The 12,828-nt window shown below is 50.2% G+C and carries 14 protein-coding genes; 8 read left to right on the forward strand and 6 right to left on the reverse strand.

The annotated features are described in order from the left end of the window. Positions 1-305 precede the first annotated feature (305 nt). Positions 306-1,691 (forward strand): aminopeptidase P family protein, encoded by a 1,386-nt coding sequence (locus tag H6F93_RS32410; protein ID WP_190690257.1) that lies wholly within the window; start codon positions 306-308, stop codon positions 1,689-1,691. Between the two features lie 10 nt (positions 1,692-1,701). Here the strand turns inward: H6F93_RS32410 and H6F93_RS32415 are convergent, their stop codons facing one another. The 3 genes from H6F93_RS32415 to H6F93_RS32425 all read right to left on the reverse strand — a co-directional run bounded on the left by H6F93_RS32415 (position 1,702) and on the right by H6F93_RS32425 (position 5,124). After that, on the reverse strand, positions 1,702-3,252 hold the full coding sequence (locus tag H6F93_RS32415; protein WP_190690261.1) for a phytoene desaturase family protein: 1,551 nt from the start codon (positions 3,250-3,252) through the stop codon (positions 1,702-1,704). 198 nt (positions 3,253-3,450) lie between these two features. After that, on the reverse strand, positions 3,451-4,692 hold the full coding sequence (locus H6F93_RS32420) for a DUF790 family protein (RefSeq protein ID WP_190690264.1): 1,242 nt from the start codon (positions 4,690-4,692) through the stop codon (positions 3,451-3,453). Between the two features lie 27 nt (positions 4,693-4,719). Continuing rightward, complete coding sequence (locus H6F93_RS32425) at positions 4,720-5,124, reverse strand: calcium-binding protein (RefSeq protein ID WP_190690268.1); 405 nt, start codon at positions 5,122-5,124, stop codon at positions 4,720-4,722. 223 nt (positions 5,125-5,347) lie between these two features. On the opposite strand from H6F93_RS32425, the gene H6F93_RS32430 reads away from it, so the two are divergent. Then, a complete protein-coding gene (locus H6F93_RS32430; RefSeq protein ID WP_190690271.1) occupies positions 5,348-5,950 on the forward strand; it encodes a L,D-transpeptidase in 603 nt (200 codons plus the stop codon). Between the two features lie 245 nt (positions 5,951-6,195). Beyond that, a complete protein-coding gene (gene rsgA, locus H6F93_RS32435; RefSeq protein WP_190690274.1) occupies positions 6,196-7,254 on the forward strand; it encodes a ribosome small subunit-dependent GTPase A in 1,059 nt (352 codons plus the stop codon). Between the two features lie 61 nt (positions 7,255-7,315). On the opposite strand, the gene H6F93_RS32440 is transcribed toward rsgA, so the two are convergent. Together H6F93_RS32440 and H6F93_RS32445 are read right to left on the reverse strand one after the other, a co-directional pair. Continuing rightward, complete coding sequence (locus H6F93_RS32440; RefSeq protein ID WP_190690278.1) at positions 7,316-8,845, reverse strand: serine/threonine protein kinase; 1,530 nt, start codon at positions 8,843-8,845, stop codon at positions 7,316-7,318. 449 nt (positions 8,846-9,294) lie between these two features. Beyond that, on the reverse strand, positions 9,295-9,462 hold the full coding sequence (locus H6F93_RS32445) for a hypothetical protein (protein ID WP_190795972.1): 168 nt from the start codon (positions 9,460-9,462) through the stop codon (positions 9,295-9,297). Positions 9,463-9,753: 291 nt separating this feature from the next. Here H6F93_RS32445 and H6F93_RS32450 point away from each other — a divergent pair, with 291 nt between their 5' ends. The 5 genes from H6F93_RS32450 (at position 9,754) to H6F93_RS32470 (ending at position 12,307) form a co-directional block, all read left to right on the forward strand. Further along, complete coding sequence (locus H6F93_RS32450; protein ID WP_190643505.1) at positions 9,754-10,020, forward strand: Calvin cycle protein CP12; 267 nt, start codon at positions 9,754-9,756, stop codon at positions 10,018-10,020. Positions 10,021-10,123: 103 nt separating this feature from the next. Beyond that, positions 10,124-10,411: a hypothetical protein gene (locus tag H6F93_RS32455; protein ID WP_190690284.1), complete on the forward strand. Its 288-nt coding sequence runs from the start codon at positions 10,124-10,126 to the stop codon at positions 10,409-10,411. A gap of 143 nt (positions 10,412-10,554) precedes the next feature. After that, complete coding sequence (locus H6F93_RS32460; protein ID WP_190690287.1) at positions 10,555-11,055, forward strand: hypothetical protein; 501 nt, start codon at positions 10,555-10,557, stop codon at positions 11,053-11,055. Positions 11,056-11,157: 102 nt separating this feature from the next. Next, positions 11,158-11,757 (forward strand): CAP family protein, encoded by a 600-nt coding sequence (locus tag H6F93_RS32465; protein WP_242043731.1) that lies wholly within the window; start codon positions 11,158-11,160, stop codon positions 11,755-11,757. A gap of 19 nt (positions 11,758-11,776) precedes the next feature. After that, positions 11,777-12,307 (forward strand): GNAT family N-acetyltransferase, encoded by a 531-nt coding sequence (locus H6F93_RS32470; protein ID WP_190690290.1) that lies wholly within the window; start codon positions 11,777-11,779, stop codon positions 12,305-12,307. On the opposite strand, the gene H6F93_RS32475 is transcribed toward H6F93_RS32470, so the two are convergent. Further along, positions 12,300-12,725, reverse strand: coding sequence for a winged helix-turn-helix transcriptional regulator (locus tag H6F93_RS32475; protein ID WP_190690293.1), 426 nt, complete (start codon positions 12,723-12,725; stop codon positions 12,300-12,302). The two genes, H6F93_RS32470 and H6F93_RS32475, sit on opposite strands and share 8 nt — an antisense overlap. Positions 12,726-12,828 lie beyond the last annotated feature (103 nt).

Consider the following 12,828-nt stretch of genomic DNA (forward strand, 5'->3'; position numbering starts at 1 on the left):
ACTCAAGAGCAGACTGTTATCCCACTATTTGATTGGGCAACTCAAATCACCCACTCTTGCTATGAAATTGGGCTAAGCTGACCACCACATTTAGTACATCTGCGTAAGTCCTGTTGAGAATGTTGCAGATGTGGATAGGAACGCACCGCAGTGGGCCCTTACAGAAATTGATGTGTCGCTTTTTCTAAACGTGCATAGGTGTGCGGCGAAGCCGCACACCTATGCGCGCAGAAGGTCTTATGAGTTGCCACTTTTTCTGATTGATGTCAACGTTAATTAAAAGGTGTTTTAACTCCGTTAGACCCATGCAGACTCAAAGTGACACACCCAAAGTTGGCGATCGTCCCTCCCTAGCTGACTCCCTTCGACAGCGGCGACAAAAACTGGCGGCATTAGTTAATTTTCCGGTGGTGTTGTGGTCGGGGCGCAGCAGTTCTCGCAACTTTCCGGCTAATGTATTTCCGTTTCGGGCGAGTAGTCACTTTCTCTACTTTGCTGGGTTGCCGTTAGAAAATGCTGCTATTCGTCTAGAGGGTGGCAAGTTAGAGCTGTTCATGGATGACGGCACGCCCGAAAGCGCTCTTTGGCATGGGGAAACGCCAAGCCGTGCTCAGGTCGCTGAGCAAATTGGGGCAGATGCCGCTTATCCGTTGGCAGCGTTAAAGTCGCGGACCGAAGAGGCGGCGACGATCGCCGTTCAGGATGCCGCCACTCAGCTGCAACAGTCCCACTGTCTGAACCGAATGCTATCACCCGCCAATCAGCCGCAGGGAATTGATCTTGAGTTGGTAAAGGCGATCGCCAGCCTTCGCCTCACCCACGACGAAGCAGCCCTGACAGAAATGCGTCAGTCCGCAGCCGTCACTGTTCAAGCCCATCAAGCAGGAATGGCTGCAACTGCCAACGCCACAACTGAAGCTGAAGTGCGGGCTGCAATGGAAGGCGTGATTATGGCGAATGGCATGACTTGCGCCTACGCCAGCATTGTTACCGTACAGGGAGAAGTGCTGCACAACAATCACTATCACCATGCCCTGAACCCAGGCGATTTGCTGCTAGCAGACGTGGGCGCAGAGACAGCATCCGGTTGGGCAGCGGATGTGACGCGCACCTGGCCAGTTTCGGGCAAGTTTTCCTCAACTCAACGCGATCTGTATGATGTGGTGCTGGCGGCTCATGATGCCTGTATTGAGCAGGTGTGCCCCGGTGTGGAATATCGCGAAATTCACCTGCTGGCTGCTAAGGTAATTGCCGCTGGACTGGTTGATTTAGGTATTTTGCGCGGACAGGCTGAGGATTTAGTAGACATGGATGCCCACGCGCTATTCTTTCCGCATGGAGTTGGGCACTTGCTTGGCTTAGATGTGCATGATATGGAGGATTTTGGCGATTTAGCAGGGTACGAGGCGGGTAGAGTCAGGAGCGATCGCTTTGGACTGGGCTATTTGCGGCTTGATCGTCCCCTGCGACCCGGTATGGTCGTCACGATTGAACCCGGTTTCTATCAGGTTCCAGCGATTCTCAATGACCCAAAGCGACGAGAAAAGTATCGGCAAGTGGTGAACTGGGAACGGTTAGCTCAATTTGCTGATGTGCGAGGCATTCGCATTGAGGATGATGTATTGGTGACAGAGACAGGTCATGAAGTGCTGACTGCGGCTTTGCCCACGGATGACTACTCATGCGATTAGGCGTAATGCACTAATTCTGTTCTCTATTCACCACTACTTCCCTAATCAACTGACGGTGCTGAGAGACCGAAGCTAGAGTGTTTGCTGCAATCATGCCGCTGGCAGCAACCGCTGGCACCCCAATTCCCGGAAAAGTGGTATCGCCACAGCACAGTAGGTTCTTGAAGGGTGTCTTAGAGCCGGGAAACAATCCTTGTCCTGCCGCTATCGCTGGACCATAGCTGCCTCGATCTCGCCGCAGGAAGCGTTCATGGGTTAACGGGGTTCCCACTAATGTCACGTCGCTGCGATCGTGAATATCAGGAATGACTCGCTCTAATGCTTTCCAGAGAACCTCAGCCCGTTCCTGCTTCAATTGCTGGTAGCGATCGCTGTTGCGATTCACTCCGGACCACAGCTCATAGGGTTCTGTAGCTGGAGTATAGGCATGAATGCAGTGCTTACCAGGTGGTGCAAGGTCAGGGTCGAGCACCGATGGAATGGATACGACAACCACATTTTGAGGTGCATCCACTCCACTCTCCCAATCATTGACAATCAGATAGTGACACTCTAAGTCTGATGGCAGATCAGTGGCATCAATACCCAGATGGAGGTGCATGAAGCTAGGGCAGGCAGGCAAATTTTGCCGTTTTTGTAGAGAGGATGAGCGAGATCCTTCCGGTATTAGCTTGAATGTATCCCAGCTAGACGCGTTCGATACAACGGCATGACGGGCAAGAATCTGCTCTCCCGTTTTCAACTGCACACCCACTGCCTGCTGACGTTCGATTAAAATCTGTTGTACGGTCGTGCTCAAGCGTAGCTGTCCTCCATAGCGCTGCAATCCTCTGATCAGCGCATCGACTAATGCCCCTCCGCCGCCCTTGGGATAGTCCAACCTGACATCAGGGCGATACCAGTCTGCAAACATAAAAGCCATTTCAGCCGCCAGAGTGCCTTTAGCGGGTAAGCCAGAGAGCAAGAAGCAAAGCAAATCCATCCAGTGACGAATGAATGGGTCTTGAACCACTCCCTCTAGCAGTTTGGAGAAAGGTCCTGTTAATTGGAAGATACTTCCAGCTTGTTTAAGCGCATTCGGCAGAAAAGGAGAAAGGGTGTTGAACACGCCCCAGTCCGATCGCACTGCAATAGGAGGAATGGCAGTAGAAGCCGCCTTCAGGGGAGCCATTACCTGTTGCAACCGTTGCCACTCTACGACTGCCTCTGCTCCCCGCCATTCTTGCAAAATCTGCTTAAACGGTTCTGCTCCTACTACTGCCCGAAAGAATCCTTCGGGTAAAAAACAGCCCCAAGCGTTATAGGTTAACCAAGGAATATCTTCTCCAGTCGCATCTAAGACTTGGCGCAGCGGATTGGCAGAGGGGCTATAGGAAAGCCCTGAATAGAGAGAGGGACCAGAATCAAAGTAGAACCCTTGCCGTTCAAACGTATGGGCAGCTCCGCCTGGAATGTTGTGGCTTTCACAAACCACTACCCGAAAGCCGTATCGAGCGAGTAACGCTGCACAACAAAGACCACCGATACCACTGCCAACGACCACGACATCTACAGTTTCCATAACTGGTTAACCCGGCTACCTCAATCACCTTTGTGATTCTATCTCTCCCTCATTGATCAGGTTAATGAAGCGATCGAGTGAGTGCTGGATTACAGATATCTCACGTTTACGGCTTTCCAGTTGGCAAGTTCTCAGTGTTAACTGATAATTCCGTTGCTAAACCTGCCCTTACAGGTATTGTGTTTTCTAACAATCTTCTTAGTCAGTATTGTTTCTCTCAGAACTGGCTTGCAACACAGTTAGAACTGCCTTGGGCGATAGTTTATCCTTAAACCAAATCACCTTAGCGGGAGTCTCGCTGACCTTAACGCCTGCTTTCTCCAGGTTAAGCCGTTCTGAGATTGCCAAAATCAAGTTATCCCGTTCAGATTGGCGCACCTGAGAAAACTTTTTACGCAGATATTCGGGTCGCCAGTAGCCAACAATTTCTAACAGAAAGTCGCGTCCGTCAGGGTGAACCAGCCGAAAGTCAGGAATCATGACGCTACCAGGAATTGGGATCAAATCTACTTCGCGTTCCAAAAGCCACTCCGATTTGAGCGCAGCCCAGCGATCGGCAAAAGATTCCTCTAACATGCTGTCGTAGGTTTTCCCAGGTGGATAGTGAGTTACTAAACCACAGTCTGAGTTGAGGCTGAAGCGACGAGTTTTTTTAGCGTTGGTGTAGCTGTCGCGGATTTGCAGTTCTGCGGTGAGGCTCCACTTCGTGACGTGCAGCAAAGCGGGAATCAATTTGGCAATATCTAATCCATAGCGAGTGCTAGGTTTGAACAGGCTAGTTGGCCCATCAATGGTGATTGTGAAACCGTGATCGGCATCGCCCTCAATGTAAGCCATCAAGCCAAACAGCTTGAGGTAGCGAAACAGCAACTTATATTCACCCGGATCGTTGCGATGGGCGGTAATGATGATGTGGCTGGCTTTGTAGAAAATGCCCTGAACCTGAGACAAGTTGTAGCGATGCAGCAATGCCTCTGATGTGGGAGCTTCAAACTGGGTCAGAATGCGATTTTCTGCCAGGTCAGCATAAAGTCCAGCGCGAATTTGGTCGGGGAGCACTTCGCGGTCTAGCTCTTGAGTAAGGTGATCTGCCAGTTTGGTTAGAGTTGCCTGAGCCGTTTGGGGAAGGGGGGCAGCTTGGGCGGAGAGCGCAAAAACCCGCTGGCGCAAAAGCTGCGGTTCAAGCGGACTGACGACTTCAAAGGTGCTAAAGCTGCTTTTGAGAATGTGGGCTAAGCCGCGCTTAATCCGGTAGTCGGTATCTTCGCCTTCTAACTCCTGAAGCTGGCGATTCAGTTCGCCCTGAGTTTTGCCCTGCATCTGTTGGAAGAGGTTGATCAGGTCAGTGGCGATCGCCCCATACTTTTGCCCGATCCCCAATCGCTTCGGCGTGATTTCTTCTCCGTTTTGCCGACTAATTAAGAGATCGCTGGGCAACATGATGCTTTCTGGCTAACAGCCTTTATCCTAATACTCCTCATCGCTGTAAAGATCGTCGAAACTGTAGCCTCGATTGACCCAATAGTGCCAGTCGGCGATCGCCTCTTGAGTTTGCTCGTTGGCTGCGAGTGGCTCAATGTCATACAACCGCGCCGTAAAAGTATCTTCGCTTTCCCCGTCCTGGTAAAGCACCTCAACATACATTTCAGTCGAGCATTCCTCCTCTGAAGCCATGCCTACAACGCTGACTTTTTCACTTTGGCTGGGCGATTGATGCCCTCCAGTCAGCCATTTCGCCTCAAACGGAAAACCAAGTGCATCTTCCAGGTAGCAATACCAGCCCATTGCTTGCTCTTCTGAGCTATACGCATCTACGACTATTTCCATCTCAATTCGATGCTCCCGCTCGTTGTCTCTCTCAACGGTAGACATAGGACACCGCCTAGCAGGTGAATTAAATGCTGATTATAGTAAGCCAAGACTCAATTCAATTCGCATCTTGAACAAAACTTTGTGACTGAACCTCTTGCCTGAGTCAGTCTTTGGAAGTGTGAATCATTGCGCGGCGAGTCACGCAACGATTCACACAACAGATCGGCGAGGTTGCCGTTTGGGTGTGCTAAAAAAAATGCAGTGGTGAAAGGGTGAGATAAAGATGAGAATCGGTGCAGCAAAATTCCCATTTCTGCTAGGGTTAGGTGCCTTGTTGGCTGTGTTGAGTCAAGGGGCGAGCGCTTCCCCTCCGCCTTCTCCTCATTCTTCATCCCTCCTCCCTGATTCTTTCGGCAGCGATCGCTGGCAGGTTGAGCTTCAAACGCCTGACTTGCCTACTTTAGGAGAACAGACAGAATATTTACCCGAAGAGTTGGCTGTTGTTCACCTGGTTCTAAAACTAGGACAGCGGCGCGTCTACGTGCATCGCGGGGAAGAAATTTTGGCAAGCTACCCCGTAGCGATTGGAACGGCAAATACGCCCACGCCGACAGGCGAATTTGAAGTGTTTCAGATGATTGAAAACCCAGTCTGGCAAAACCCCTGGACAGGTGAAGTGCGATCGCCCGGAGCCAACAGCGCTTTGGGATTGAGATGGATTGCTTTCAACGAGATGCCCCACGGTATTATCGGCTTTCACGGTACGCCAACCATCTCCTCAATCGGTCGAGCCGCCTCTAACGGTTGCGTCAGAATGCACAATGCCGATGTAGTTGCCCTGTTTGAACAAGTAGAAATCGGCACAACCGTCATCGTTGAACCTTGAATAGTCGATCAGTTGACATTCATACCTACAAGTGTGCTACAAATACTACAGGTCCTGAGCGAACCTAATTTGCATGAATGCAAAAGGAGGAACATATGGCTGAGTCGGTCGCAAATTTGATCTCTACAAAAATTCCGGCACAGTCCACAGAGGTTCCTGCCTACTCATTCCTTTCTGCCGAATGATCGTCAGATTTCCTTTGTGAGACTTGCCCCCACACAAGATTTCACATTCAGGAAACTTCAATGAACCTATCAGAATTAGGCTGGAGTGACTTTTTCACTCACAGCTTTGAGGCTTACCGCGTACAGGGCTACACGGTGGGCAGAGTTGCTTTGGAACACAAGCAGGCTTACACGCTTTATGCCGAACAAGGAGAACTCTCAGCCACCGTTTCCGGCAAGCTGAGGCATCAGGCTACCGCAGCAGAAGACTTTCCGGCTGTCGGGGATTGGGTTGTCATTCGCATTCGAGATGAAGGGCAAGCGACCATTCACGCCATCCTGCCGCGAAAGAGTAAATTCTCCCGCAAAACGGTAGGGGGTAAAACTCAGGAACAGATTGTTGCTGCCAACATTGACACCGTGTTTCTGATGGCAGGTTTAGACCACGACTTTAATCTGCGCCGGATTGAGCGCTATCTAGTGCTGGCATGGGAGAGCGGAGCTATTCCAGTGATTTTGCTCAACAAGGCAGACCTTTGTGATGCCGTTGAAGAGCGGGTCTTGGAAGTGGAAGAAGTGGCGATCGCCGTTCCCATTGTGGTGCTGAGTGCTGCCCAAAATCAGGGATTAGACGCTCTCCAGCCCTACCTCAAACCCGGTCAAACCTCAGCCTTACTGGGGTCATCAGGCGTGGGCAAATCCACCTTAACAAATCAGCTTGTCGGCACTGCCCAGCAGTCCGTTCAACCCGTGCGTCAGGGAGATAGCCGAGGTAGACACACGACGACCCATCGAGAGTTGCTTCTGTTGCCTTCCGGTGGCTGCATCATTGATACGCCAGGAATGCGCGAAATCCAGATCTGGTCAGAGGGAGCAGGCTTAGAGGAAACCTTTACCGACATTGAAGCGTTGGCAGAGGAGTGTCGATTTCGAGACTGTCAGCACCAACAAGAACCAGGCTGTGCGGTGCGGCAAGCCCTCGAAGCAGGTGCGCTCGACGAGCAGCGATTTGCCAGTTTCCAAAAACTCCAAAAGGAGTTGAACTATCTGATTCGCAAGCAAGATCAGAGAGCAACCCTGGCAGAAAAGGAGAAGTGGAAGCAAATTACTAAATCTTTGCGGAAAATGAATAACCGCTAAGAGTAGTTTTGCTTATTGCCTGGGTCTCAAGTTCCAGCTTTCTGCTATTTACGCAGGAGGACTACTGAACTGGGGCTTGAGAACCAGGAGCATCCTTTTGTTGTGCAGTTTCTTGAGGAGCTGTATTTTGAACCTGGCGGTTTTCCCCTGTACTTTGCTGGGACTGCTCTGATCCGGCTTCTGCTTCGGGTCCAACTTCTGGTGGGGGAGCAGGCTCAGTTAGGGGGTCAGGGGCAGCAGGTGCTACTGGCTCTTCAGGAGTCGCCGGGGCTGGAGTTGGATCAGTTGGTTCTGCTGTCTCTTGAGACTCTGCTTCTGGAGAAGTTTCCTCGGGAGCGGGTGAGGGCGGCAAGCTATCGGCATCTTCAGGCAAAGTGTCCAAAACTGGCTCATCCGGGGAAACTTCTTCCAGAGGCTCTTCTTCTGAAAGCTGTGGCGTATCTGGCTGCGCCTGAGCAGGTGCTTCAAAGGTGGGGGAAGGAGCCTGCTGGGTAGGCTCAGAGGGGGCGATCGTATCGGGTTCAGATTCAGAGCCTGAAGGCGACAACGCCTGCAAGACACCTACGACTACCGCAGCCGGAACGATTAACGCCATTGCGATTAAACCTGCTGCAAACCACCTGCCTCTTGAATGACTGTTCTCTTTGCCAGGAAGGTTATGAATAGTACGTTGAGGAGTCGCATATTCTGTTGCAACCGAGCGACGACGCTGAGGAATCACCGCCTGAGTTGCCATGTGGCTGATGGTTGCGCTCGCTGCTGCAAGGGTTGAGTTGCCCGACGCAGCCGGAAATAGCGCTAACCAGCGATCGACATTGGCAGGACGGTGCTGTGGCTCAACAGCCATGCCGCGCATCACAGCTTGACTTACTGCTGCACTTAACTCCGGGCGAACGACACGTGGAGCGGGCAGATCAACCCGATCGCGCAAGGCGGCAGCAACAGGGATGCGGGCAGTTAGCAGGGTGTAAAGCGTAGCGGCAAGCCCATAGACATCCGTGGCGGGCGATCGCCGCTCCTGAGAAATGTATTGCTCAATCGGTGCATACCCTGCCGAAATCAGACTCGTGTGCGTCTGAGTAATCCCTGGCGTAAATTCGCGGGCAATGCCAAAGTCAATCAGCACTACCTGGTCAGTGCCCTGGCGCAAAATGATGTTTTGCGGCTTAATGTCTCGATGCAGCAAACCGCTCTGGTGAACAACTTTTAGCGCTTCGCCCACCTGCCGAATGTAGTGAATTGCGGTCTCCTCAGGCAGCGGCTTATCTGGCATTACCAGCGTATCCAGAGTTTGACCGGGAATGTAATCCATGACGATGTTGGGCAAGCCTTCTTCGATGAAGAAGTCTGTCACCCGAACGATATTGGGATGGGAACAGACCGCTAGCCGCCTTGCTTCATCCTGAAACTGACGATAAAAATAAGCAAAATTAGGATCTTGTCGCAGAGATTCATTAATTGTTTTAATCACTACGACTTGAGCCAACGCATGGTTCGTGGCTCTGTAGGTAATGCCAAAACCACCCCGCCCTAGCTCCTGGTCGAGCGTGTATTTGCCATTCTGTAGCGTTTTCTGAATCGGGATAGTCATAAGCGATCGCAGTTTAGATGCAGTTCCTTCACAGGTGTCAAGGGAGGAGCTTAAGTGCAGGTTGGGCAATCATGTAGTCTGAACGGGCTGAACAGGACGTGAAGAGTACAGTCTAACGGCAAACCAGTCGACTGAAAACTGGGGCATTTTGCTCCAGCATATCAGGAAGGCTCAAGGATCGATTGTACTGACAGATAACATCCTGTCTATAGCTTCTTGAATCAGTTGTAGGAGCAGGTTGTGACAGGCGCATCCCTCTCATAACCTTTTTAGGATTGCTATGTCTGTCTATTTATCTACCGACCGGGTTTTAGGAGATGTATAGGTCAAGACATTCCTCACAACAGAGCTTGAGATGAGTCAGACCCATTAGAGGCGATTCATTTTGAGCCAATCGACTCGGTACTCGCTTTTAACTATCTCGACCGCTACTGCGATCTCGACCGCTTTTACAGTGAGCAAGGAATTTTTTCCAGGGCGATCGCCCCTTGCTTGGGAACGGCGCTAGCTAAAGTGCATCGCAGCACATTGAGCGCCAGGACTACAAGCAATTTCTTAGCCACAAGCTCAACTTGGGCGACGATGAAAGGCTTGGACAGGTTCCCGATCTGAGTCAAAATTTGCGGCAAGTTTCTCCTGAGATATTTAGCACAACCGCTGCGGATGGGCTGCAATTTTACGAAACAGAAACTTTATCCGTTAGTGTTCAAAACTCAGTTCACACAAGCTTCTTGATAGGGAGATGAGGCTAGTAGTGAGGCGATCACCCTTCACTCCAAAAGTCTACGGTTCTCCTCACTGTCGATCCAGGTAAGTTTATCTAAAGTGGAACTATCAGCTCCAGTAGAAGTCTGATCTTTGGAGCGAGTTCTAAAATCGTCTCAGCATTCAATGCTGAAAGTACCACTATGTCCAAAACCCTGGAAATGCTTCAACCGCCAGCTTCTCAAGCAGGCGTAGCGCAAAGGCTAGAGGGTGCAATTCAAGCTGCGATCGCCGAAGCTCGTGCAACTTGTGATCTCAAAGGTGCTACCTCAGGTGATTGTGCTGTTGCTTGGGATATTGTCGAAGAGTTGCAGGCTGAATGTTCTCACCGGAAAGCAAAGAAAAATTCCCTGGAACGCTACTGTGATGAGAATCCTGATGCGGTTGAATGTCGAGTTTACGACATTTAAGCTAAACATCAACAGTTTTGAATAGGTAAGCCTGAGCCTACCTTACATCTCAAAGGGCTATTGTTTTGGCAGTAAAATGTTGTCAAAACAGTAGCCTTTTTACGTGAAATACATTGCCCTGGTGCTAGTACTGGTTTTAGCTTTTGCAGTTGCTTTGCCTGCCCAGGCTGCTTTTTGCCGCACGGTGAATGGACATGATATTTGCATTCTGAGCATTAAACGCAGTGCCAAAAATTATTGGGAATACAGAGCGTCTGTGAGCATGGATGGGATTGCAAGACCGATTGAAGTTTATAACTGTCGCGATCGCCAGCGAACTCAAAAAGATGGAACAGTGGCACCTTTTATCGAGAACGGTCCAGGCGAGCTAATTTGCTCCATGCTGAAGTGAACCGTGCTGAAGTGAACTGTTGAAAATTTTGTAGGAAACGGATTTAGGTTGGCGAGGCATATCAGATTTACCGGACGAGTAGAGCCGATCGCTGAAGACTATTGTGAATTTTGATCTCGCTTTAATGGCGATCGCCACCTACCATGCTGAAAATTGTTACCTCTATCGCTTTGTTGACCATCCCGCTGTTGAGCGTTGCTGCAAACGCTGAAGATACTGCCATTCCTGAACTAGACTCAGCGCTGCAAACAAGTATTTGTCAAAACAGCTGGAGTTCATCTATTCGAGCAGTTAGCTTGCTGATTGGCAGCTCAGAAACATCACCCGATTATCGGGAAGACCTGGTTGCATTCCGTTACCAGCTTCAAGATTGGCGGGCAACTGGGGCGATCGCCGCTGAAGTCATTCCGGCCTGTGAAGGCGTTGCAGTCCTTGAAGAAGACGGCATCTCCATTCCTGTCAGCGTTTCATCGCCACCGCTTAACTTTGAGGCAGCCATTCAGTCTGTCGAAGAGATGAACTCTCCCTACAGCAGCTTCGTTCCCTACACAGCACCGGAACCCACCACTTTCAGCCGTGAGTGCTGGGTCGTTGATCAGTCCGGACAGCGATTTGATCTCGCCATGATGTGTAATGGTCAGTAGTTTAACGTCGGAACTGATCTAACGGAACTGATCTAACGCAGCCAAGTCAATAAAGCCAGGACGACAAATCACCTATCTACGATATCCATAGGATTTCACACGATGGCACTCCTGGCTAAAGTTGTTTGCATAACTGGAACTGTGTTTGGCTTGATGACTGTTGGAGCCTTGTCTACCTCAAGCATGGTGCTGGACAGGGGCGAAGCGATGAGCAACAGTGCCTCATCCCACCCCTCAACTTCCCAAGCCGAAATTTTGGTGGCGCAACGTTCCATGCCGGAGGAAATTTTAGAGGCGCACAACAAATATCGTGCAGAGGTAAACGTCGCACCGCTGACCTGGTCAGACACGTTGGCTAGCAATGCTCAAGAGTGGGCAAACCATCTTGCCTCCCTGGGTGGAAATACGTTGCAGCACAGCCCAAACTCAGGTGAGGGGGAAAACCTTTGGCTTGGTACTTCTGGAGCATTCACCTATACCCAGATGGTTGATATGTGGGGCGAGGAAAAGCAATATTTTGTTGATGGCACTTTCCCTGACGTGAGTTCTACGGGAAACTGGTTTGATGTTGGTCACTACACGCAAATGGTGTGGGGAGATACCACAGAAGTCGGGTGTGCGATCGCCAACGCAGGCGGAAATGATATTCTAGTGTGTCGCTACAATCCACCAGGCAACTATTTGGGACAGCCTGTTTTTTAGCGTTGGATAATTCCTAACTATGGAAGTTCGGGTTAGAGAAGGGAATGAGGCTGATGTAGAAGCGCTTGTACTCGTTGCAGCACGCACTTTTGCATTAGCCTGTCCTGCAAACACACCCCAAGAAGACATAGAGAACTATATTGCAACAGAATTTACTCCTGAGAAATTCAAGCAATATATCAATGACCCAAACTTTACTATCTATGTAGCAGAGGTCGCTGGAGAAGCAATAGGATACTGTCTGTTATGCCGCTCCGATCCACCCTTAGAAGAACTGCTTTCAGAGGAATGTGGGAACACCATTGAACTAAAACGTTTGTACATTCTGCCGGAATTTCATGGACTTGGAGTCGCTCAAGGATTAATGCATGCTGCGCTCAACTTTGCTGTGTCCAACGCCTGTACGCAAGTTTGGTTGAGCGTTTCCAACCAAAACATGAGAGCCATCTCCTTTTACAAAAAATCGGGCTTTATCAAAGTCGGTGAACAGAAATTTTACGTCGGCAATGATATTCATGATGATGACATCATGCTCAACTGTCTCATCTAAAGACCGTTGGGGCAGGAGAACCTGTTGAATTAGGGGAAACGGTTGGAGCAGAGGCAAGACCAACACACCCTTCAGACGGTGAGTTTTCATCTACCAAGGGAGTATACCAGCGCAGCGCCAAATCATTGAGTTGGTCAAGGATAACAACGAGTTCTTGTCCTCGCTCTGTTAACCCATAAGTCACCTGGGGCGGCACGGTTGGCTCATAGTGGCGATAGAGAATTTCCTCTTGCTCCAGCATTCGCAACCGCTCAGTCAAGACTTTTGTGGAAATTCCTTCAATTCGGCGTTTTAACGCACCAAATCGGGTCGGGCCATTGGTAGAAAGCACCCACAGCAGATACATCGTCCAGGGTCCAGATAGAACCTCCATCAACATGCTGACTGGACATGGGCTGGGATAGCGAGAACGTGACATAGCTGGTTACCTGAAAGTGCCTATTAGTTACTTTAAAGTGTCTACTTTACTTTAGTAAGTAGTTACTTTTAGCATCTATTCAGTTAACAGAACATTTGCTGAG

This window comes from Leptolyngbya sp. FACHB-671 (assembly GCF_014695745.1).
Taxonomy (GTDB): Bacteria; Cyanobacteriota; Cyanobacteriia; order Elainellales; family Elainellaceae; genus JAAUTN01.

Coding starts and splice junctions, on each gene's coding strand:
- H6F93_RS32410 (WP_190690257.1), top strand. CDS start 306: ATGCAGACTCAAAGTGACACACCCAAAGTTGGCGATCGTCCCTCCCTA.
- H6F93_RS32415 (WP_190690261.1), bottom strand. CDS start 3,252: ATGGAAACTGTAGATGTCGTGGTCGTTGGCAGTGGTATCGGTGGTCTT.
- H6F93_RS32420 (WP_190690264.1), bottom strand. CDS start 4,692: ATGTTGCCCAGCGATCTCTTAATTAGTCGGCAAAACGGAGAAGAAATC.
- H6F93_RS32425 (WP_190690268.1), bottom strand. CDS start 5,124: ATGTCTACCGTTGAGAGAGACAACGAGCGGGAGCATCGAATTGAGATG.
- H6F93_RS32430 (WP_190690271.1), top strand. CDS start 5,348: ATGAGAATCGGTGCAGCAAAATTCCCATTTCTGCTAGGGTTAGGTGCC.
- rsgA (WP_190690274.1), top strand. CDS start 6,196: ATGAACCTATCAGAATTAGGCTGGAGTGACTTTTTCACTCACAGCTTT.
- H6F93_RS32440 (WP_190690278.1), bottom strand. CDS start 8,845: ATGACTATCCCGATTCAGAAAACGCTACAGAATGGCAAATACACGCTC.
- H6F93_RS32450 (WP_190643505.1), top strand. CDS start 9,754: ATGTCCAAAACCCTGGAAATGCTTCAACCGCCAGCTTCTCAAGCAGGC.
- H6F93_RS32460 (WP_190690287.1), top strand. CDS start 10,555: ATGCTGAAAATTGTTACCTCTATCGCTTTGTTGACCATCCCGCTGTTG.
- H6F93_RS32465 (WP_242043731.1), top strand. CDS start 11,158: ATGGCACTCCTGGCTAAAGTTGTTTGCATAACTGGAACTGTGTTTGGC.
- H6F93_RS32470 (WP_190690290.1), top strand. CDS start 11,777: ATGGAAGTTCGGGTTAGAGAAGGGAATGAGGCTGATGTAGAAGCGCTT.
- H6F93_RS32475 (WP_190690293.1), bottom strand. CDS start 12,725: ATGTCACGTTCTCGCTATCCCAGCCCATGTCCAGTCAGCATGTTGATG.